This is a genomic window from Paenarthrobacter sp. YJN-5, assembly GCF_015040095.1.
Classification (GTDB): domain Bacteria; phylum Actinomycetota; class Actinomycetes; order Actinomycetales; family Micrococcaceae; genus Arthrobacter; species Arthrobacter ureafaciens.
On sequence record NZ_CP053545.1, the window covers coordinates 419,845 to 440,465 of the forward strand.

18 protein-coding genes are annotated in these 20,621 nt (G+C 65.0%); 7 read left to right on the forward strand and 11 right to left on the reverse strand.

What is annotated here, in order from left to right; genetic code table 11:
- Positions 1-31: 31 nt before the first annotated feature.
- Positions 32-1,639 (reverse strand): hypothetical protein, encoded by a 1,608-nt coding sequence (locus tag HMI59_RS23835; RefSeq protein ID WP_193594063.1) that lies wholly within the window; start codon positions 1,637-1,639, stop codon positions 32-34.
- A gap of 4 nt (positions 1,640-1,643) precedes the next feature.
- Complete coding sequence (locus HMI59_RS23840) at positions 1,644-3,959, reverse strand: penicillin-binding protein (RefSeq protein WP_193594064.1); 2,316 nt, start codon at positions 3,957-3,959, stop codon at positions 1,644-1,646.
- A 172-nt stretch (positions 3,960-4,131) separates the two neighbouring features.
- Between HMI59_RS23840 and HMI59_RS23845 the strand changes: the two genes are divergently transcribed.
- The gene (locus tag HMI59_RS23845) at positions 4,132-4,482 is read left to right on the forward strand and encodes a hypothetical protein (RefSeq protein WP_193594065.1); all 351 of its coding nucleotides are present in this window, start codon (positions 4,132-4,134) and stop codon (positions 4,480-4,482) included.
- Between the two features lie 77 nt (positions 4,483-4,559).
- Here HMI59_RS23845 and HMI59_RS23850 read toward each other — a convergent pair whose 3' ends face one another.
- Both HMI59_RS23850 and HMI59_RS23855 read right to left on the reverse strand, forming a co-directional pair.
- Complete coding sequence (locus HMI59_RS23850) at positions 4,560-4,802, reverse strand: hypothetical protein (protein ID WP_193594066.1); 243 nt, start codon at positions 4,800-4,802, stop codon at positions 4,560-4,562.
- 89 nt (positions 4,803-4,891) lie between these two features.
- Complete coding sequence (locus tag HMI59_RS23855; RefSeq protein ID WP_193594067.1) at positions 4,892-5,968, reverse strand: hypothetical protein; 1,077 nt, start codon at positions 5,966-5,968, stop codon at positions 4,892-4,894.
- 314 nt (positions 5,969-6,282) lie between these two features.
- Between HMI59_RS23855 and HMI59_RS23860 the strand changes: the two genes are divergently transcribed.
- Together HMI59_RS23860 and HMI59_RS23865 are read left to right on the forward strand one after the other, a co-directional pair.
- Positions 6,283-7,065: an MBL fold metallo-hydrolase gene (locus HMI59_RS23860; RefSeq protein WP_193594068.1), complete on the forward strand. Its 783-nt coding sequence runs from the start codon at positions 6,283-6,285 to the stop codon at positions 7,063-7,065.
- A 70-nt stretch (positions 7,066-7,135) separates the two neighbouring features.
- Positions 7,136-7,462 (forward strand): hypothetical protein, encoded by a 327-nt coding sequence (locus HMI59_RS23865; RefSeq protein ID WP_193594069.1) that lies wholly within the window; start codon positions 7,136-7,138, stop codon positions 7,460-7,462.
- Between the two features lie 4 nt (positions 7,463-7,466).
- On the opposite strand, the gene HMI59_RS23870 is transcribed toward HMI59_RS23865, so the two are convergent.
- The 6 genes from HMI59_RS23870 to HMI59_RS23895 all read right to left on the reverse strand — a co-directional run bounded on the left by HMI59_RS23870 (position 7,467) and on the right by HMI59_RS23895 (position 10,713).
- Positions 7,467-7,622, reverse strand: coding sequence for a hypothetical protein (locus HMI59_RS23870; protein WP_193594070.1), 156 nt, complete (start codon positions 7,620-7,622; stop codon positions 7,467-7,469).
- Positions 7,619-8,398 (reverse strand): hypothetical protein, encoded by a 780-nt coding sequence (locus HMI59_RS23875; RefSeq protein WP_227471688.1) that lies wholly within the window; start codon positions 8,396-8,398, stop codon positions 7,619-7,621. The genes HMI59_RS23870 and HMI59_RS23875 overlap by 4 nt, the downstream gene beginning before the upstream one ends.
- A 74-nt stretch (positions 8,399-8,472) precedes the next feature.
- Entirely contained in the window at positions 8,473-8,781 is a 309-nt protein-coding gene (locus HMI59_RS23880) for a hypothetical protein (protein ID WP_193594071.1), read from the reverse strand.
- Positions 8,782-8,783: 2 nt separating this feature from the next.
- Complete coding sequence (locus HMI59_RS23885) at positions 8,784-9,449, reverse strand: peptidyl-tRNA hydrolase (protein WP_193594072.1); 666 nt, start codon at positions 9,447-9,449, stop codon at positions 8,784-8,786.
- A 67-nt stretch (positions 9,450-9,516) separates the two neighbouring features.
- Positions 9,517-10,002 carry a hypothetical protein gene (locus HMI59_RS23890; protein ID WP_227471689.1) on the reverse strand — a complete coding sequence of 162 codons (486 nt, stop codon included), beginning with the start codon at positions 10,000-10,002 and terminating at the stop codon, positions 9,517-9,519.
- A gap of 30 nt (positions 10,003-10,032) precedes the next feature.
- The gene (locus HMI59_RS23895; RefSeq protein WP_193594074.1) at positions 10,033-10,713 is read right to left on the reverse strand and encodes a hypothetical protein; all 681 of its coding nucleotides are present in this window, start codon (positions 10,711-10,713) and stop codon (positions 10,033-10,035) included.
- 115 nt (positions 10,714-10,828) lie between these two features.
- Here HMI59_RS23895 and HMI59_RS23900 point away from each other — a divergent pair, with 115 nt between their 5' ends.
- From HMI59_RS23900 to HMI59_RS23910, 3 genes are all read left to right on the forward strand, one after another.
- Positions 10,829-12,922 carry an AAA family ATPase gene (locus tag HMI59_RS23900; RefSeq protein ID WP_193594075.1) on the forward strand — a complete coding sequence of 698 codons (2,094 nt, stop codon included), beginning with the start codon at positions 10,829-10,831 and terminating at the stop codon, positions 12,920-12,922.
- Entirely contained in the window at positions 12,919-14,004 is a 1,086-nt protein-coding gene (locus HMI59_RS23905) for a hypothetical protein (RefSeq protein ID WP_193594076.1), read from the forward strand. The genes HMI59_RS23900 and HMI59_RS23905 overlap by 4 nt, the downstream gene beginning before the upstream one ends.
- A gap of 432 nt (positions 14,005-14,436) precedes the next feature.
- On the forward strand, positions 14,437-15,273 hold the full coding sequence (locus HMI59_RS23910; protein ID WP_227471690.1) for an HTH domain-containing protein: 837 nt from the start codon (positions 14,437-14,439) through the stop codon (positions 15,271-15,273).
- A gap of 64 nt (positions 15,274-15,337) precedes the next feature.
- Here the strand turns inward: HMI59_RS23910 and HMI59_RS23915 are convergent, their stop codons facing one another.
- Entirely contained in the window at positions 15,338-17,137 is a 1,800-nt protein-coding gene (locus tag HMI59_RS23915; protein WP_193594078.1) for a serine/threonine-protein kinase, read from the reverse strand.
- A gap of 175 nt (positions 17,138-17,312) precedes the next feature.
- Here HMI59_RS23915 and HMI59_RS23920 point away from each other — a divergent pair, with 175 nt between their 5' ends.
- The gene (locus tag HMI59_RS23920; RefSeq protein ID WP_193594079.1) at positions 17,313-20,465 is read left to right on the forward strand and encodes a hypothetical protein; all 3,153 of its coding nucleotides are present in this window, start codon (positions 17,313-17,315) and stop codon (positions 20,463-20,465) included.
- Positions 20,466-20,621 lie beyond the last annotated feature (156 nt).

The window sequence follows — 20,621 nt, forward strand, 5'->3', positions numbered from 1 at the left end:
ATGCGTAGATGATGCGAATTCCCTCCCCGCCCTAGCCCTGGCCAGGCGGGGCTGGTTTGGCCGGTTCGGACGGAACGTCCGGGGCCTGCTGATCCAGGATGGCGGGCCGTTCCGGCGGGCACCCCGGCGGGACACTGGGGCTCGGGGACGGTGTCGCGGAGGGTGACGGTGATGGCGTCGGAGACGGAGTGGGCACAGGCGTGGGCGAAGGTGTAGGACTTGCAGACGGCGACGGAGCCGGAACAGCCGCGCACTGGGCCATCTTCGCCTCATAGTCCTTCCGGGCAGTGTCCTGCCGGGCGATGAAGTCTGCCCGCTGCGCAACCTTCCGGTCCCGGTCCCTCACTGCCTGGTCGTACCTGTCCCAGGAATCGGCGATGACGGTCCATGCCTTGTTGACCTCGTCAACCCTGGCCGCGTAGGCGTTGTAGGCCTTGGCCTGGTCCTTGTACGTGGCGTAGGACCTCCAGTAGGCCAGTACGCTGGCCTGCCAAGCCTTGGCATCCGACTCCAGCCTCGCTTTCGTCTCGGCCAGGAGCGCCGTCCTGGTTTTAGCTGCCGCCTCGTCGTCAAAGGCCAAGGGCTTCATGCCGGTGAATGCCCAGCCGCATCCGGGACCTGTGGTGTCGTTGGCAGCCACCTGGACTGTTGTGCCGAGGGTGGCCTTGGGCGCGGGAGCGGCCGGCGGCTCCGGTTCAGTGACGGGAGCTGGCATGGCAGGGGCCACCGGGAACGCCGGACGGGACATCGGTGCAGCTGTGTGGTCCACGAGGTCCGGTGCCGGCAGGGATACCCGCTCGAGGGTCGCCGCCGGGGACGGGGCGGGGGTTGCTGGGGGAGACGGGGCCGGGCCTGTCGGTGCGGTTGTCGGCTCTGTGGATGGGAGGGGAACGTCGGCGATCGCCACCGTGGCATCCTCGGTGTACGGTTTGTAACCGCCCGCTGACCACGGGGAGCGGGCGGCGTCAGCAACGGTGGACTCCGGGTTTGCGCAAACCGGTCCGAGCCTGCGGGTCAGGTTGTCATCGAAGGCTTTCGCGAGGTTCTGCAGCGGGTCGTTCGGGGAGCCGGTGACGTAGGTGATGACGTCTCCGCGGCGAAACGAGAGCACGGAGGCCCGGACTCCTCCGCGGGTCGTGACCGCCTGTTTCGCGTCGGATCCGGGTCCGTCCACTCCCCACAGGCTCAGGCCTGTCTCCGGGCCGGCGCAGATGTACGCGTTTGCCCCCTGTCGGTTCATGGCTTCGGCGCCGATCCCCGCCGTGTAGGCGAGGGTGACGACCTGGAAGCGTGAGCTGCCGGAGGTGTAGGTCCTGGCCAAGGAGACGGACGGAGCCAGCCCTGGCTGCGGGCACGAGTACGGCAGCGGCGCGGTGACGAGCTGCTGCAGGTCGCCCTGCTTGGACCAGCCCGACGGCGGGTTGTTCAGCGCATCGGTGAGCACCCCGGTGGCGGGGGACTGCTTCCAGTCGGCAGTGATGATGGTCGGATCCGCTGCCGCCCGTGGGGTCGGATCAGCCGCCGGCGGCATGCCGATCAGCACCATCGCCAGGGTGGTCAGGCCGGCGATTGCGGTGACGATGCCGGTGCCGGCCAGGACGGCCGTCGACGATTTCTCGGTGAGTCGCTTGATTCCCATGGTCCTACTTCTGTTCCGGGAGCTTGATGGTGGTGTCGCTGCCCTGGCTGAGGGTGATGGTGACCTTTTCCCGGTAGGAGAAGGTGCTCCCGGCGGCAGGGGTCTGGGCGGTAACGATGTCCTTGGCGAGCAGCGGGTTCGCCTCCGCGGTCTTCTCGGCAATGTCCGGGGTCAGGTTGTTCTGCAGCAGCAGGGTTGCCGCCTCGCTGACAGGGAGCCCCCGGACGTCCGGGACGGTCCGGGCGGTGCTGGAGCTGGTGGCGACATCGTCGGCCTTGGGCAGCGGGACCGCGGGCAGCCCGGCGGTCAGGTGGGTCATGATGTCCTTCCAGACCGGGCCGGCAACCTCGGAACCCGTGAGGTTGAAGTAGTCGCGGCCGTAGGCGCGGACCATGTTCAGCGGGTACTGGGTGCCGCCACGCGGATCACCAAGCCACACGGCAGTGGCGTACTGGGGAACGAGACCGACAATCCAGTTGGCGGCGAAGTCATTGGTCGTACCGGTCTTGGCGCCCGCCTCGCGGCCAGGCAGGCCACCCATCTGGGACAGGGTTCCGTCGGGCCCGCTGAATGGCATCTTGAGGACGTCCGCGACCGTGTGCGCTACCGCCGGGGCGATGGCCTGGTGGCAGTCCGGATTGGGAACGGCGATCTTGGCGCCCGTGTCGGCGCGGGTCCCGGCGGTGATGGCAACCGGGCGGCAGGCGACACCGTCGCCGGCGAACACGGCATAGGCGTTCGCCATTTCCAGTGGGGAGACCTCGTAAGCGCCCAGGGTCAGGGACGCCTCCTGGCCTTTGATCGCGTTGGGGCCGGTCCGCGGCAGCGAGGTGATACCGAGGCGCGCGGCCATGTCAGCCACGGGCAGGACCCCGGTGCGTTCGATGAGCCGGATGAAGTAGACGTTCAGGGACAGCTGGATGGCGCGGCGGGCGTCCACGGTGCCCCAGCTGACGTTGCCGTAGTTGATGAAGCCGCCCTGCGGGGAGTCGAGCGTCGGGGACGTGTACGGGCTGTCGGCGTTGAACCGGGTGGTCGCCGGGATTCCCTGTTCGAGCGCGGTCGCGAGGGTGATCGGCTTCATGGAAGAACCGACCTGGAACGGGGACTTCGCGTAGAGCATCTCGGTCTGTCCGGGGCCGTTGCCCCAGGTGCGGTTCTGGGCGATGGCAGCGATCTGGCCGGTGCCGGGCCTGATCACCGCGGTGGCCAGGGCAGCCCGGTTGTCGTTGCCGAGGGCGCCGGTGACAGCGTTCTGCGTCGCCGCCATCGCCTCCGGGTCCAGAGCAGTCGTCAGGGTCATGCCGCCGCGGGAGAGCTTTTCGGCGCGGGCCTCTGCGGTGGCACCGAATGCGGGGTCGGTGAGGATCTCGTCGCGGACCAGCGAGCAGTAGTAAGGGTAGGCAGAGCTGGCGCAGCCATTGGCGAGGGTCCCCTTCTTGATGCCAATGGGTTCGGCCGCGGCAGCAGACGCCTCAGCTTCGGTGATCTTGCCGGTGACTTCCAATCGGGACAGCGCGGTGTCGCGGCGGCCGCGGGCGCCGTCGGGGTTGGTGAACGGATCGTAGAGGGCCGGGCCCTTGAGGATGCCTGCCAGGGTGGCACCCTGGGCGCGGGTGAGGTTCTTGGCTGTCGTGTCGAAGTACACCTTGGCGGCGGCCTGGATGCCGTAGGCCCCGTTGCCGAAGTAGACGGTGTTCGAGTACATCTCAAGGATTTGGTCCTTGGTGAGCTTTTGCTCCAGCCCGGCGGCATACTTGAGTTCCTGGAGTTTGGTGCCCAGGTCGCGGGACGGGGGTGCGGTCTCGCCGGACTGGGCGACGAGAAGGTTTTTGACCAGCTGCTGGGTGATGCCCGAAGCCCCCTGGGCCTGGGATGAGCGGGCGTTGTTGATCGTGGCCCGGACAGTGCCGACAAGGTCAATGGGCCCGTTCGTGTAGAACCGGGCGTCCTCGGTGGCCAGCAGGGCGTCCGTGAACGTCGGGGAGATGTCAGCGAGTTTGACGTCGATGCGGTTCTCGCTGAAGAAGCGGGCGAATTCCTTGCCGTTCTTGTCCAGCAGGACGGTGTGCTGGGGAAGCGCAACGTCCAGAGGGATCTCCGAAGGGAGTTTGTCCCAGTAGTCAATGGCAGTGCCGACGCCGCCGGCGGCGAACATGCCGACCGGGGCCGCGAGGAGGCCGGTAAGGGACACCAGGAGCACGGAGGCGACGAAGCCGGTGAGGCGGACCGAGAACGGGCGGTTGTCGGGCTGCTCTTCGTGCATGGACGTTTCGAGCAGTTGCTCGACGCTGGCCAGCTCGGTGTGTGCGCGTCTCAAGGGTGGAATCTCCTGGCGGTGCATGGGGGCGGCCCGGGGGTCGCGGTGGATCGACAATGCAAGGCATGTGTGCGGAGAAGGCAAAAACCGTGCCCGCCGGGCCCTGCCGCGCCGCAGCAGAGCCGGTCTACGCATGGTTTACGGTGACAGCAAGATCAGACCGAAAGGCACCATGAGCCAGCCAGGATACGACCCCACCCAGTACCAGCAGCCATACGCGGCAGCCCCGCAGCAGTGCAGCACTCCGGCCTACCCGCCGATGCACGCCATGGGCTACTCGCCGGAAAACATCGAAGGCAAGAAGGCTAGTGACACCGCCTTGATCTTCGGCATTATTGGCCTGTTCATCCTGGGGCTCGTCTTCGGGCCGCTGGCCATCATCAACGCGAACAAGGCCGAACGGATGGGCCACCCGGCCACCGCCGGCAAGGTCCTGGGGTGGATCTCCACAATTCTCTCGGCGATGGGCCTGGTGGCGTTCCTGTTTGTCATCATCGCGGCCGGGATCTCCGGCGTGCATTAGACGCCCGGGCGCAGCAAAAGAGCCGGTGCGGTAGGTCCGCACCGGCTCTTTTGCGTCTGTTTCGGCTGTGGTTTCGGTCAGCGGGTCAGGGCCCGTGGTCCCGCCGACGACGGTGCATCCACGATGTCGGCGATGTAGCTTTCACGCAGCGGGCCGGAAGGAGCGGAGGCAACCTGGTTCAGGATCGAGGCAAGCGCCGGGTCCTGACGTCTGGCTCCGGCCCGGAGGAAAAGGGAGAGCAGCAGGCCGCCGCCGATGATGAAGGCGGCGATCGCGATCACCAGAAGGGTGTCGCCAGGGAAGAGGGTGTAAAGGTTCACGGAAAGCTCCTGCGTGGTCGTCGGCCCGGTGTATCCGGGCCCGATGCCTCACATGTGTGCGGAGCCGCTGCGTTCCTTCCCCGCCGCTGTCACACCGGTGCCGGCGACATCCTGACGACCGAGTACCTGCCGGTGGTGCCGTTATCGTCAGGGGCGCTGCTGGCAGCCACGTTATAGGGGTTGTAGCTGCCGTCGGTGTGCTGCAAACGTACGATCGCAGCGGTGGCCGGACGTGATTCCTCAACGATTTCCCTGAAGGCACGGTAGTCATCGGGGTGGACGACGTGCGGCAGGTAGCCGAACCGTGGCGTCCGGATGCCGAACTTGTGCCACGTGGGGGACGTCATGAACGTCTGCCAGCAGCTCGTGTCGACGGCCATCAGAACCTGGTCCGAGGCGAGGTCGAAAACCGCCCGCAGGAGGCTGCTGGACTGGAAGTCACCGAAGCCCGGGGTGATCGGGGACGGCGTGATCTCCTGCACCTCACGCGTGATGGCGCGCAGCCACTTGCCCTCGAAGGTCTCGTCGGGAAGAACCCGGCCGGAAACTTCCAGGTTCTTGACGCCAGGGTTGTCCGTGTTTGACCGGGTGATGACCTTGTAGGGGACAAGATACCGCTGGGCGTTTCCCGACCTGATTGCCGCGTCGATGGTCACCTTCATCCGGGTCCGGTCCTCCGGGGAGATGAGCTCGCTGACCCACTGGTTCATGTCCCCGGTAGGACTGGTGGAGGTGCCGGTCCGCTCGATCTCGTAGATCCGGAACAGGTCGTCGTTCCAGGCGGTTTCGATGTGGCCGTCGAAGGAAATCTTCCACTCCAGGACCCCGATTGGCGGCCGTTCCGGCAGTTCGTCCTCGACCCTTTTGTAGATCGCAGTGACTGCAAGGACGGTATTTGTGGCCGGTCCGCGCAGCGGCATCGTCAGGACGCGGTAGTCGATGCCGCGGAGGTTGACGACTTCATCGGTTTCCTGGCCGGTTTCGGCCACGAGGCGGATCCTGTCCACAAGAAGCTCGCGTCCGACCACGTCGAGGTTTTTGCGAACGCTTGCGCCGGAGTAGTTGACTGCGCCGATACTCAGGAGGCCCGGCTGCTCGCTGTTGAGAAAATCAACCAGCACCCAACGGTTCTCCGTGTTGCTGCGTGTTTCACTGCCTGCGTTCATGTCTGAGCCCCATAAAACTTTGTGGCGGCAGACCTTCTGCCCCCAACTCGTAGCCCCCCCAAGCACCCCCCAACAGGGCAAGCCCCCCCCTATGGGACTCGGACATTTTGTCACCCTTCAACAGAGTTTGTCACATGTGTCATGAAACACATTCTTCCCTGTCATATGACTTGATCTCCGGGCGGCACTCTCAGCGAACTTCCAATTTGCCTTGAGGCAATCTTGATGGATAGAGTGTGCATCCTAAGCCCGACTGGCGGACGCCCGGCAGGCTGTACGAATCATCATCTGATCCACTTCAGGAGTACAGCCTTTTGTCACCCATTTCAGCGCGTCCCGAAAAAAATCCGTTCGACTTTTCCTCGCGAGTCAGCGAGCCGAAGCCCGGTGTTTTCTTCGTAGAGGGCCCTGCATCCAACTGGATTATCGTCAGCGACGACAGTGGCTACATTCTGATCGACAGCGGGTACCCAAAGGACGTTTCCATCGTCCTGGACTCCATCTGGCACGTCGGCCTCAAGCCCGGTGACGCCAAAGCGGTCCTCATTACGCATGGGCACGTCGACCACCTGGGTTCGGCCTCACGGTTTGTTGAGGCATTCGGGACTCCTGTCCTGACCAGCCCCGAAGAGCTCTCCCATGTGCAGGGCGAAGTGAAGCACCAGGTCACCTTGGCAACCTGCGTTCTCAATGCATGGCGCCCGGGGGTTTTCTCATGGCTCAAGCACGCCATCTCTGCCGGGGCCTTGTCCCCGAACCCTGTGCCGTCAGCGGAAGCCTGGACAGCCGGGCGCCTGGAAGCCCTGCCCGGACGTCCCAAGGCAATCAATGTTCCCGGTCATACCCCCGGGCACGCCGTCATCCTCCTTCAGGATGCAGATGCGGTCGTCACCGGTGACGCCCTCATCACCGGGCATTCGCTCAGCCGTCACACCGGTCCGCAGATGCTTGACCGTATGTACCATACAGACGCCGACGAGGCCCTGGCTGCTACCCACACCCTCGATGACGTTGATGCGTCCATCATCCTGCCCGGCCACGGCCCGGCACTGCAGATGTCGCTCAAAGACGCGCTGGCGTCCCTGCGAAGCTCCTAAACTTCAGCACCCCTCTCTTTCTTGACACCGGTACCACGCCCAGGTGCCACCCCTTTCGAAAGACCAAAAAGTGCCAATCCTTGCCATAGTTGTAACCACTATCGAATGCGACGGACGCGACGGCGCCGGATGCCCCGACAGCACCACCATCGAATATCAGCACCCACAGTCCGTTGCGATCCGGCTCGCCAAGCAGTCCGGCTGGACCGTGTGGCTCGAAACGTTGTGCCCGGAATGCAGCAAACTGCCGGTGGCTGATGAGCCGGAGCCGGCCGCGCCGGAAGTCCGTTTCGCCGATACCGTTCCTGCGGTGATGGTGCTCGAGGCGGGCGCAGGCGCGTCGACCTGGTGCGCCCAGGTCAACGCCGAGCGCCGCCGGACACCTGCTTACGCCTGAGCCGTCAGGCCGCCTCGTCCCGGAGAAGGTCCGGGTGGTCCTCGATGTCCTGGAGCCGGGCAATGACGAGCCGGTCCATGGGCGTCAGGTCGGTCACGGCAGCGGAGCCGTCCACACCGACCAAGGTGCCCGACCCAAGGGGCCCGGCTCCCGTGTTCATGCCGTCGCCCCGGCCAGGGCACCCAGGCGGTCCGACAGCAGGGAGAGCTTGAGTTCGATTTCGGCCATGCCTGCGTCGGAGACCAGCACGCGGATCGCTTCGTAGTTCGCGGCGAGCTCGTCCTGAAAGATGGCCACCACCGGGTGGTACTTGGCGGCCAGGTGGGCGACCATCCGTTCATTCCCGCCGACGGCGTTGTGGTGCAGGCCGCCGGCGTTATCCATGAAGTCGGTGAACTTGCCGATGAAGGCGGAGGCGTTGCCCCGAATCTTCCCGGCGACGTCCGCAGCATACTTCTCGCGCTTCTGCGCCTTGGTGAGTTGTGTTCCCGTGGACACAGGGTTGGTCAATGACCTGACGAGGCTGGAGGCTTCCTCTCCGAACTCCCGCGCGATCCATTCGAAGGCCAGCTCCCGCTGCGTTGCCACACCGATTCCGGCATGGCAGCCCGGAACGAAGGACGCCAAAATCCTGTCCAGGCAATCCTCCACAGTGTCGTGCAGAATGACGGAGATGAGGATGGCTTCGGAGGCGACACCCCACCGCAGCACGCGAAGCGCGTTCCTCAGCGGATGCTCGATGTAGGAGGTCCTGGAAAAGCCCTTGCGGTTGGCCCGGGTCTGGTTCAGGTGGAAGAACGAAGCGGCCGAGATCGCTGTCGACACCTTGACCCCGTCGATGTCGGGCATGTCCTTGATCTCGGCGAAAATGGCCATTGTCAGGGCAGAGGGGTCCATGTCCTTGAGCGGGACTCTGGCAAAGAGTGTGGTCGTCATGCCGGCTATGTGTACGGACATCGGGCACCACGTCACCGATTAGCGCCCCTGACCGCTCGGCTGGCAGGGAAGGGTCAGCGGTGGGGCTGGTTTTTCTTCAGGACGGATGCCTGCTCTGCGGCGATGCGGACCATGGCGCGGGCGACCACAGAGACGCAGAGCGGGCACTGCAGACGGGCCCTGGTGGCGAACGGCTGGTCCGAGACGAGCATGACGGAGCCGCCGCAGAGGGCTTTGGGTGAGAGCCGGTCCAGGGCGTAATGCTGGACGAACATTCCTTTCCCGTACAGCCGCTCCGGGGCCGGCTGACCCGGACGCCCCATCTGCGTGATCACTTGGCGGCGGAAGCGGTGACCTTCGAGGATCCGGTCCTTGAACTGCACGCTCAGGGCCTTTCGATGACGAACGCCGTGGCGGTGTTCGGAGCGATTTCGGTCAGGCCCGCGTCAACGATCAGCGGACCGGCGGCGATGGTTTGCAGGCCGGTGAACTCCTCCTCGGTAGCAATGACCAGGTCGGTGGAGAGCAGCTGGAGGGAGGCGAGCTCGGCGTCATCGTGTCCGCGGTTCAACTGCCAGGCGAACAACGCATGGGCTGCCTGTGCGGCGGCTTTGCCTGTCGACATCCCGAGGGCGCCGTTCAGGACGATGACCGGATCTCCGCTGCGTTTCCTGGACGGTACCGTCGCCGGCTCGTCGGGCAGGTCGGTTCCGGAGACCTGCAGTCTCATCAGCGACTTGGGCATGTCCTCGTAGAAGGCTGGGGCATACGCGAGGGCCTTGGCCTTACCGATGGAGATAAAACTCTCAATTTTGTTATCTTCGTCGGCGGCCAGCTTTGTGAAGGTCTTCAGGTCGGCCCGGCGAACCGACTTGGTGAACCGGCCAGAGAGCCATTTCGTCCACGCTTCGTCGCGCACCGAGGACAACGTACCGGCGTAGGCGTCAACGCTGGCGACCGCGGCTGCGAGGATGCTGTCTCGGTGGCTGGCAGGGTCGTTCTTGTCCACGAGCAGCACGATTGGCTGCACGAGGCTCGGGGTGGCGTTCATTGGTGTTCCTGATCCGTGGGGGAGGGGTCTACGCTCATGTGTGCGGAAAGAGGTCCCGGGCTCACCGCTAGGCGGCAGCCAGGCCCGGCGCATCTCCCGTCTGGCCGCCGGCCAGCGTGGTGTCGATGCCGAGACGATGATAGGCGCGGGCCACGTCGGACCGGTCGTCGTAGGCGTGGACGATGTTGTACTGATCCTGCAGCCCGGCCACGATTTCGGCCTTGGTAAGGGCATCGGGACGGTGATCGCTCACGCGCCGAAGATGGATCCCGTCCACGGTCATGCCGTTCAGGTCCAGCCAGGACTGGATGTGCGGGTGGTAGTGGTCGCGGTCAGCGCTGACCAGAAGAACAGCCCGGCCGATGTTCCGCTCCACGTTCAGCAACTGGACCATCTGCCGCACCGGCGGGCACATCACCGCCTCAAGGAGGTAGCGGTCTGCCGAAGGGGCGTCGCACGACGGATGGTGGCTGGCCACGAGGTGGTTGATCAGGGACGTATCGACGAGAGTACCGCTGAACGAGACGATGACTGCTTCCGGAAGAGATCGCATGGACCGCATGTGTGCGGCACCGAAAGAGTCCTACTCCGCGCTGGGGTTGAACTGCCGGTACGTTCCCGGCTGGACCCTGTTTGCTTCCAGGTGGCGGGCGGCCCGGGCTTCGTCCCACGGCTCGCCGCTGGTCATCTTGTCCGCGCGCTGGATCCAGGCGACGCCGGAGACCTGCACGAACGGGTCCTCCAGGCCCTGGAAGAGCCGGCGGCGGTGGATCGCCCAGCGCAGGGCCGAAGAGGCTGTCTTGAAGAAGGCTGCACCCTCGGCAGGTGAGAGCGTCGCCGCGGTGACCAGGTTGGCCTCGCACCAGGTCAGAGTCGCGTCCCAACCGTCGGCGGCAACAGCCAGCAGCTTGGCGGCCGCTTCCCCGACAGGCTTCTCGAGCGCGGCCAAGCCCAGGTCGGCCCGGATGTCCTCTATGGAGACGTGCACAATGTCGCTGGCATCAACCCAGGTGCCGAACGGGCTGCGGTCCGGATGGACCGCCTGGTCGTCAACTACGGAAAGGTTCCGCCACGGGTCCTCGGGATCCAGGGAGCGGACGATGTCCGAGAGGTAGCCGGAGAGCCAGGCGGCAAACCAGTGGGGATGCCGGGTGACGAGCTCGACCATTTCCTTCTCGATCTCGACGCGCGCCTCGGTCTCAAGCAGGGGTTCGCAGAGCGCAACGACCCACCGGGCGACCCACCCGCTGTCTAGTTGACTCATAATTTTATTCCCCGGGGGCTCGGACATTTTGCGCACGATAGTCAAATGTACTTGTAAAAAACTGCCGTAGTCCATATTTGCGCCCCGTCGGCGGAGTTGACGCATAGAGCTGTTTGTGAACACATCAGACAGCGCAGTAATCACCCGTGGCCGCATCGGGCTGATTGAACTGCCGGCCCTTGCCGAAACCCTGACGCAGTGCGGCCTGCAAGTGGTGACCGGCCTTGACTTCCGGGCTGCCGCCACCTCCATCATTGCCGAGTCGAAGACCGCCGGCGCGTTCCCGATCATCGTCGCCGATGTCCCCGCCCCGGGGCTGCGCGCGTGGGTCGGACATCTCCAGGCCAAAACCCCGGTAAAGGTCGCCGTTGTCCGTGGCGATGGTGAGGCTGTTGCCTTTCCCGACACGGTCGCGGAGATCCACCTGCCGACAACCGTGAACGCCATCCTGGCATCCGTCGGGCTGGCCCCGCTGGACGGCCTGGAAGGACTGCAGTCCTTCCCGCCGGCACCCGCCGTCGACGAACCGGTCGGCATTGAGCTGCCTGGCATCGACTTCTTCGAAGAAGAGTCCGTAGCTCCTCCCGCCCAGGCCGCAGTCGCTGCTCCCGTGGAGGAGGACCCGTTCGCCGCTCCCGCACCGGCAGCACCCGCGGCTCCGGCTTTCGATGACTGGGAATCCCCGGCGCCCGCCGCAGTTGAGACTGCCCCGGCCGCGGCGCCCGTTCCCGTCCAGGATGAGTGGGACACCCCGGCGGCGGCCCTGGTCCCCTTTGAACCTGTCGCAGCACCGGTGGCGGCACCGGCTCCTGTGGCATCTCCCGCAGCGCCTGCCATCGTGGCTCCCGCTCCGGTTCAGGACGAGTGGGACACCCCCGCTGCGCAGGCCGCGGTTCAGGCCCCTGAGCAGCCCGGTTCCCGACGCGCTGCACGCGCCGCCCAGCAGGTCCAGCAGCAGGCCTGGTCCGCACCGGCACCGACTCCGACGGCAGCCCCTGCACCCGTCGCTGCTCCTGCACCTGCACCGGTCGTGATGGCCGCCCCGCCGATCGTGAACGACTGGGATGCCCCGCAGTACCAGCCGACCGTGATGGCGCCCCCGGCCGAGGAATTCGGCGACTGGGACACCCCCGAGCTTCCGGTTGTCCCCGTCCAGGTCAGCGAGCCAGTTCCCGCCGAGAACTACTTCGGCCATGGTGCACCTCAGGCACAGCAGCCCTTCGTGCAGGCCCCCGCCGGGACCCCGGCCTGGCATGGTGTCCAGGCGCCTGTGGCGCCGACCCACGACTCCACCGGCATCTTCGACGACTTCGAAGCCTCCAAGCTGATCGGCACCGGCCGTTCCGCCGCCGGGCTGGGCGCCTTCGTCATCAACTACTCGGGCAAGGGCGGGGTCGGCAAATCCACCACGTCGCTGCAACTGGCCCACGTCGCGGCTGAAGCCGGCCTGCGCGTCGTGCTCATCGACGGCAACTCCGGCCAGGGCGACCTGCGCACCTACCTGCGCCTGAACCGCACCAACCTTCCCACCATGTACGACGCGGCGATCGGCAGCATCAAGGACGCCATCCTCACCCCGGCGACCATCAACGCCAACCGCGAAGAAAACCTGGGCGAGATCAAGTTCGCGTTCATCGGCGCCCCGCCGGATGACATCAACGACCCCTCCGTGGTCACCGACGCGCTCTACCGGGACGTTATCCACTTCGCCCGCCGCAACGCGGACCTGGTCATCATGGACACCCAGATCGTCGAGTCCTCGGACCGGACCGGTGTGGTCAACATGCTGCTCCTCCCGGCGCTGGTCCACGACGCATGGGGCATCGGCGTCGCCGACATGTCCACCGTCGGGGTGAACAACCTGAACAACCGGCTGCGGAAGTTCATCAACGAGGGCGTCCCCACGTCCCGGCTGATGGTCCTCATCAACCAGGTCCACCCGGAGCAGGTTGAAATGGCGGCCAAGGCCGTCAACTACTTCCGCAACCTGGGGACCTTCCTCGGCGCCGTCGAGGGGGACATCAACGTCAAGCACGACATGAACGCCGGCCGGATCAACTCCAACAACGCCCAGCTGCGTGCGGTGATGTCCAAGGCGCTGCTGCGGATCACGGGCAATGAGGCGTTCCGGGAAGCGTCCGAATACAGGCCTGAAGCAGTCAGGAAGCAGGGCATGTTCGCACGTCTGATGGGAAAGAGGGCCGCGTGAGCCTGAACCTCACCTCCGAAACCGCCGCCGCCCTGATGGCGGACGCGGCCCGCGCGGTCGAAGAGTGCGGCCGCAAGCACCCGTCGCTGGAGGTGCTGTGCTCACGGCTCGAACGGATCATGCACGGCCAGGCAGCCAAGGCGATACTGGAAGCAGGCGACCTGCCCGAGCGGGCCGGCATCGTGACTCTTCCGGTCTGGAGCTGGGAGCACCCGCTCATCGACGTCGGCCGCAAGGACAAGGCTCACGGCACGGGGGAGCGGATGCTGATGCCTGTCCGGAACGCCTGGGACGGTCCTTCCGTCATCATCGTCTCCGACGAAGCTGTCCCGGTCAGCTACCACACCCGCGGCATGGGACACGCCAGGGCAGGCCAGTCCAAGCTGGTCCGCCGCCTCGGTGAAGCCCCGGTGGCCACCGTCACCACCCTGCCGTCCCTTGCTGAGCCGGTGTTCGTCGGCTCCGGCCTCAAGTCCCGGAACACCGCCTACCTGAACTCCCTGGTCAAGGCCGGGGAGGCAGCGCACTGGGACGTGCTCACCGACCTGGAACCCAAGCTGCGCACGACCGTCTTCCAGGCCCACTCGTTCGTCTGCTACGAGATCGGACTCAGCACCGGAGTGGTCGAGCCGATGCTTGATGAGCTCGGTCTCGAGCAGATCGTGGACGCCATGATGTACGGGGAGATTCTGGACGAGGACGCAGGGGAACGGGAGAAGGGCAAGCCCTCGGCCATGTTCCGTCTCATCGAGCTGTGCCTGGAGCCGGAATGCTTCGTGAAGGTGGATCCGCTCAAGTACATGACCAAGCACATGCGCCGGGACGCCGAAACGCAGATCCGCCGCCGCCTCGGGGACCCGCACATCGGACCGAAGATCCGCGAGATCGCCCGCCGGCACCCGCGCGCGGAAATCGCCGACATCGTCGAGGCCTACCGTGAGGTCTACCCGAAGGACCGCCTCTCCCTGCCGCGCGCCCGGGCAGCCCTGTCGGTGAGCCCGTCCGCGGCGGCCCGCAGCACCCTTCTCGCGCCCGAAGGCTTCACCAGTGACACCGTCTACGAGGGGAGCCGGGCGGCATGACGCCTCCTGCGCCGACCCTTGAAACTGCGAACGCTGCACGTCGCAATGCCGCCGTCTACAGGGCCCAATGGCTGATGCTGATTCACGACGGAATGGTCACTCCCGGTGACGTCCTGGCTGATGCTGCCGGCCCGCAAGCCCGACCCCTGATGAAGCTTTCACTGCGCCAGCTGCTGCTGGCACAGCAAGGCTGGGGAAGGACCCGCGCAGACGGCGTCATCGACAAGATTTTGTCGGTCACTGACGCTAAGATTGAGCGTCGGCAAGTAACCATTGGATGGCTCCTTGATCCGCGAGCTGGCGGCCGAAGATTCGCCGCCTGGCTCGATGCATTTGAACCCCGTTCCGCACTGGGAGGAGCTGGGTTTCCCTACGCCAGAAGGAGCGCTCATGGTAGTGCTGGAGACCCCTATGCCTCGGTTGGGGGGAGTCATGTCTGAGAACACCCATGACGCCATCCGCAGGATCGCCGAAGCCACCGGCAGGACCCGCGACAACCTCATCCACGAGTTCATGAGCGCCCGCATGGGTTTGTTCAAGCAGATCGCCTGGGGCCTGTGCCGCCGCTTCGGCCACGCACCGGACCAGCACGTGGAGGACTTCACCTCCATCGTGTCCATGACAGCGCTGAAGATGCTGACCGAGGAACTCGCCGACGACGCGCTGCTCGAGCGGATCGAAAACTGGGAAGGCATGCTCCGGGTCCAGGCCCGCGCCGCCGTCCGGGACTACATCGACAAAGAAGGCGCGCCGATGGCGGAGATGACCTCCGCGCTGCGGCGCAAGCGTGTCCTTGACGCCACACGCGATGAGATCCGCCGAGAAATGGGCCGGGAGCCGTCGGACCAGGAGATCGTGGACACCCACAACGCCAGGATGTGGGAGAAGCGCTCCAACCCGGTCAAACAGGGTGTCATCGCCACTGTCGAGGACTTGCGTGTCAGCCGCGCCCAAGATGACATCGCCGACCATGACTACTCGGAGCCGATCGACACGGAGTTCGTCCTGCACCCCGTAGAGGGTCCACGGTTCGTCCAGCTGATCGTGGAGCGCACCACTGCATACAACGAGCGGCTGGGGAAGGCCGCCGAGTTGTGGCTCTCGGGCCTCTACAACGGCGACCGTGAACCACGGATCGCCACTGTAGATGAGATCGCCGACGCCTTGGATGTCAGCCGCTCCACGGCCCGGGCGTACGTCCGCAAGATCAAGGAGTACGCGGTCCTAGTCGCACAGGAAGAGTTCGCGATCACCGAGGACGACCTCTAAAGCGACCCTCAGAGGAGGGCGGCAGTCACACCGGCTGACGCCCTCTTCCCTGTCGCGGCCTCGGCTACTCCTGCATGATCAGCAGTTCATTGGACACCGCGCGCAGCAACCGCCCAGGCGGAAGACCGGAACTGGTCCGGAGATCAGCCGGCCGACGCGGACTGACCATGTGCGTCTGGCCATCCACCGTGATGTAGCCTCCGGGGATGAAGAGCCCGACTGATGAGAGTTCCGCAACACGCTCCACATTGCCGCCCTCAGGGTCCTTATCCAAGTCTGCCCCCCAAACAGCCCCGTCGTAGGTGGAGATGAGCGCGTAGCCGTCATGCACCATCACTTTCTCCGGCCTGCCTCTGACCGGCACTTTAACTGCGTACCAGCCGTCCCCATGCAGGTTCGCGTGCCGCGGAGCCATCCCACGCCGGATGGCAAAGACTCCCGGGTTGGTTTTGACCAGCAGGTGTTCCCCGGACCCTGATGCGTGATGTGGATATGTCAACCCTTCAAGCGGTACTGCTGACCGCAAATTTCCCAGGATCGGAGACTGGCCTAACAGCCATATCTGACTCCTGGCGATGACCCAGCAGCTGGTACTTATGAATCCTGCACGCTCAATGGAACGCTCGATCTGATCCGGAATCTTCATTCTCCGAACCTTCTTGAGCCGCCGGCCCGGAGCCCCTTCTGCTCCCGACCACTCGTAGACATAGGTGTTGACGGCCCCGTACCAGGGCAGGATATATCGCTCGGAGAGGGCTCGTATTCCTTCTATAAAGGGCCGATAGGAGACCGAGTGAAACGTAGGAGTGCCTTCGGGGTTGACGGCGTACATTCGCTCTCCCTTAGTTCCGAAAGCGAGATAGTTGTAGCGGCTGGAGGATGAGCGTCGGGAATGCCTGGGAAGCTCAGTTTCAGGGATCTGCAGACGTTTCCATTGCCCCGGGCCCCGTTCATCCCGGCTCCAAAATTGAACAGGTGCTGAGATGTTGTGGCGGCCCAGGACACCTTGCCGGTGCGTAATAATTGCCGTTTTGGCGATTGGCTTGTCGCGGACATCCGGCCTCGTAGCAGCGACAGGGGCATGCGCCGGCGGAGCCGCCGGAGGGGACGGCGTCCTGATACTGAAATTGCGGGACAGGAGCGCTGCAGCTGTGGGGCGGTTTCCCGGATTAGTGGACAGCATGTCGTTGATTGTGGCTGCCACCGGGTCCAGCGATGGCGTGGCAGCCTGCCCGAGTACAGCAAATGACTCCCGCATTACCAGACCAAGAGCCCAGATGTCGGAGGCTGACGTCGCGGGCTGACCGTCCACAACCTCGGGGGCCATGTAGGACTTGGTGCCGATAACATAGCCAGTGGCCGTCAGGTGCTCGTCAGTGGAACGCCTCGCAATCCCGAAGTCGGCAACTTTGATACGCCCGTCCTTGCCGATGAGGATGTTCTCCGGCTTCAGGTCCCTGTGTACGACACCGTGTTCATCATGCAGGTAGGAGAGAGCCTGTGCCAGGCTGCGCAGCAGGTGGATGCCAAAGTCTCTTGTGAAGGCGCCACTGTTGAGGTACCTGCGTAGGTTTGTTCCTTCGACGTACTCCAGCACGAGACACAACTCGTCGGCCTCCGGGAAGACATCAAAGATGGTAACGATGCCATCATGGTGGAGCTTGCCCATGACTCGCGCTTCCTGAGCCAGCCGGCGCCCGTGTTCGCGGTCGGCTACCACTTCGGGACGCAGGACTTTCAAAGCGACGAGCCGGTCAAGCCAGGTGTCCCTGGCAAGGAACACCTGCCCCATGCCACCGGCGCCGAGAGGCCGGAGGAGCTGGTAGCGTCCATTCCCATATGTGCCGTCGGAGATGTCGGACATGGTCACCTTCTTTCGCGCCGCATTCAAACCAGCCGCGTGATAGCCGGCCACGAAAGCCAATATATGTGTTCGTTCTTTCGCGCACGATGAACATGACGGATGTCCGGCAATCATGCTTGGCTGGCTTCGTCGTAAGGTGACACCCGTGCTCTTCCAGGCCGCATAGGGGTACACCATGGAAGAGACCACAAACCAAAAAGACCAGGATTCCGATGTCCGGGATGAACAGGCAACGGAAGCGCTCGTGACTGTACCCGCCGCCGCTACAGAACTCACCGGCATGAACGTGCTGGACCCCAACTTCACCGGCCTGCCGCCGTGGACGGCGGCCGACTACGCCGCCAGCATCACCGGCTCCGGCGCCTGGAAGCTCGCCGACTCCGGTGTCGCCCCGCTGGTCGCGGCCGCCCGCGGCTATGCCCGGATCGACAAGACCAACTATGACCAGATGGCCCGCAAGATGCAGGTCGTCGGCAACTCCGGCCAGGGCAAGCGGTTCAAGCGCACCCTCTCTGCTCCCGGCAAGGACGGCATGCTCATGCCGTGGTACTCGCTGGCAGGCATCATGAAGGCACAGCGTGAAGGCGAACGCCCGGTCCCGCACACGTACCAGGTCCGGCCCGAATTCCCGGAAAACAACGACGCCGGCAAGCCGCTGAAGTACGAGTTCGTCTCCAACATCGGCACCCCGCTGGACCTGCACCCGGCCGTCCCGACAGACTGGATCGACACGACCCCGGTGGTCATGTTCGCCGAAGGAATGCTCAAAGGCGACTCGGCACTGTCCGCGTACCTGGTCCACAACGGCATCACCTATTCGGAACTTCGCTCGGAGGGTGTCGAAAACCCTGTCGCCAAGCTGCGTGAACTCCTTGAGCGGATCCCGCAGGATGAGCGGGTCCTGATCGTGTCCATCGGCGGGGTCTACAACGCCTCGGGCAACGCCGTCGACTGGCGCGAAATCACGCTGAAGGATCGCATCGGCTGGATCGCTTTTGACGCCGACATCGCCGTCAACCCTGCCGTGCACGCCGCCGCGAACAAGCTCTCCACCCAGCTGCTGGACAAGTCCAAGATGTCCGAGGTCTTGTACCTGAACCCGGAGGTCACCGCCGAAGACAACGGTGCGATGGCGAAGGCCGGCGTGGATGACTTCCTGGCCAAGCACGGCAACTGGTCAGCCCTGATCAACCAGCTCGATGACGTCATGCCCGACGCCCCGGCCAAGAACGCAGAAGACAAGCCCGGCAACTGGCGGGTCGGCAAGGGCGGGCAGTTCGTGGAGGAATGCGTCGCGGTCAACAACGGCGCCGGCGGCACCATCGGCGAATACCGGTGGGAGAAGCGCGTCGAGATCGGCGGACGCGTCGTGGCAATGGAAGCCCGGCGCCAGCCGACCGACCAGGAACTGAAGACCGGCATCTTCAACCCGAACGTGAAGTTCGAGGACATCGACGACGCCCAGGTTGAAATAGAGGTTTCCTGGCACCTGCACGGCCGCGACTACACCGCCACCGTCACCGGCCCGGAAACCATCCTCGGGTACAAGCCGGAAGAATGGGACCGGAAGAAGGCTGCCGTGCCGCGCGAGCTGCTGTTGCACCCGGAGTGGCCGCCGCGCGGGGCCAAGGGTGAGTCCTGGCTCTCGGCCATCAAGGCCAACCGCCCCGACGAGGTCGCCTTCAAGACCCGCTGGATGCAGATGGGCTGGGTGCCTGTCCAGGACGGCGACCCGGTGTTCCTCATCGGTGACCAGATCGTCGGCGACGTCGAGGCTTCCAGCAACGTCCTGCCCGGCATCAGCGCCCGCGAGATCGATGTCATCCAGAAGTACGGCGTCGGAGAGAACATCGCCGGCGACTACGACGACGAGGAATACCGCGACGAGGTGCGGAAGAACTTCCGCAAGATCATGGACACCTACATCCATGCCAAGGCCTGGACCGACCTGTCCACCGCCACGGTCGTCCTGGCCGCTGCATTGCGCCCGACCATCCCGATCCGGCCCAAGGCCACCGTCTACGTGTGGGGCCCCAAGGGCAAAGGCAAGTCCTGGACCGCCGAATGCATGATGCGTTTCTGGGCACGGCACCGCGGTGACTGGCACGAGGAGCTGCCCGGCTCGGCGAAGGACACGGCCGCGGCCATGGAAAACGCCGTCGCCCGCACACCGATCTGGGTGATCGACGACCTGGCCCCGTCCGCGGTGCGCCGGCAGGCGGAGCAGGAAGACGCGAAGCTCGCCGACATCACCCGTGCCATCTTCAACAACGCCACCAAGCTGCGCATGAACGCCGACATGACGGTGAAGAAGTCGAACAAGCCGATGACCCAGCTCATCATGACCGGCGAAAACGAGCTCAGCACCCCGTCCGCCAAGGAACGCCTCATCCCGCTCTACGTGGGCAAGGGCAAGCTGAACCAGGAGCGCACCCCCACCGACGCGCTGAACACCATCGCCTCCCAGTACGGCACCCCGGCCCGATTCACGTCCCAGCTGATCAAGTACATCCGCTACGCCGCAACGACCCACCCGGGCGGCTGGGCTGCGTACGTGTCAGCTCTGGAGATCGCCCGCATCCAGCTCAAAGACCAGATGAGCGGACTGATGAAGGAAATGGGCGCCGCGTCCGGATCCCTGGAGCGCACCTCCACCCTGGCCGCCGACGTCATGCTGACCTTCTTCATCCTGGAAAACCTGGCCCGCGAGCTGGACATGGACGACGAGTTCATCGAACAGTTCGCCGTCGACGGTGAGATGTCCATGTCCGTCATCCAGCTGGTCACCAACGCCCACGCAGAGAACCAGCAGGCCGCACCCGGCATCTCCCTGGTCAAGGCGCTGGCGGCGCTGCTGGCCTCCGGCGAGGCGCACGTGATCTCGGGCGACGACCCCTCACGGCCTCCGATCGAAGGCACTGAGCAGTCCGAAGCGATGGTCAACAGCCGTCTCGGCTGGGTCGTCAGCGGCGGCGACGGCAGCCTGCGCCCCTCGGGAAAGAACATCGGCACAGTGGTGACGGTCAAGAACAGGGCCACGCAGGAGTACCACAAGGTCGTTCTGTTCTCCTCGGACACCGCCTTCAGCGCGGCCCAGAAGGCCTACCCCTCGCTGATCCAGTTCGGCCAGGGACCCACCGCGGCGTGGTCCAGCGTGTGGGATGAGAACTTGCAGCCGCCGTTCATTACCCGGCTCAAGAACGGCCGCGGGACACCCTTGTCCCCCTGGCGCCAGGGCCGGATCACCGGCGTCCCCATCGAGGTCGACCGCCTCCTGGACGGCGGTCTGTCCATTGAGGACCTGCCCGAGCCAAGCACCGAGGACTAACCCCCCCGGCACCATCTGACAGAAAGCCCCGTCATTCTTGGCGGGGCTTTGTGTTTACCCAGTGACGGGTGTCGCCTTCAATCTTCCCGGGAGGGCAAAAAGAACGCCCGGGCTGGTGCGTGGGAAAAACGAAGCGATCGACGAAAGACGCTCAGA

Excerpts from the sequence above, each read along its gene's own strand:
- HMI59_RS23835 (WP_193594063.1), bottom strand. The coding sequence starts at position 1,639 with ATGGGAATCAAGCGACTCACCGAGAAATCGTCGACGGCCGTCCTGGCC.
- HMI59_RS23845 (WP_193594065.1), top strand. The coding sequence starts at position 4,132 with ATGAGCCAGCCAGGATACGACCCCACCCAGTACCAGCAGCCATACGCG.
- HMI59_RS23855 (WP_193594067.1), bottom strand. The coding sequence starts at position 5,968 with ATGAACGCAGGCAGTGAAACACGCAGCAACACGGAGAACCGTTGGGTG.
- HMI59_RS23870 (WP_193594070.1), bottom strand. The coding sequence starts at position 7,622 with ATGAACACGGGAGCCGGGCCCCTTGGGTCGGGCACCTTGGTCGGTGTG.
- HMI59_RS23875 (WP_227471688.1), bottom strand. The coding sequence starts at position 8,398 with ATGACGACCACACTCTTTGCCAGAGTCCCGCTCAAGGACATGGACCCC.
- HMI59_RS23885 (WP_193594072.1), bottom strand. The coding sequence starts at position 9,449 with ATGAACGCCACCCCGAGCCTCGTGCAGCCAATCGTGCTGCTCGTGGAC.
- HMI59_RS23890 (WP_227471689.1), bottom strand. The coding sequence starts at position 10,002 with ATGCGATCTCTTCCGGAAGCAGTCATCGTCTCGTTCAGCGGTACTCTC.
- HMI59_RS23895 (WP_193594074.1), bottom strand. The coding sequence starts at position 10,713 with ATGAGTCAACTAGACAGCGGGTGGGTCGCCCGGTGGGTCGTTGCGCTC.
- HMI59_RS23910 (WP_227471690.1), top strand. The coding sequence starts at position 14,437 with ATGTCTGAGAACACCCATGACGCCATCCGCAGGATCGCCGAAGCCACC.
- HMI59_RS23915 (WP_193594078.1), bottom strand. The coding sequence starts at position 17,137 with ATGTCCGACATCTCCGACGGCACATATGGGAATGGACGCTACCAGCTC.
- HMI59_RS23920 (WP_193594079.1), top strand. The coding sequence starts at position 17,313 with ATGGAAGAGACCACAAACCAAAAAGACCAGGATTCCGATGTCCGGGAT.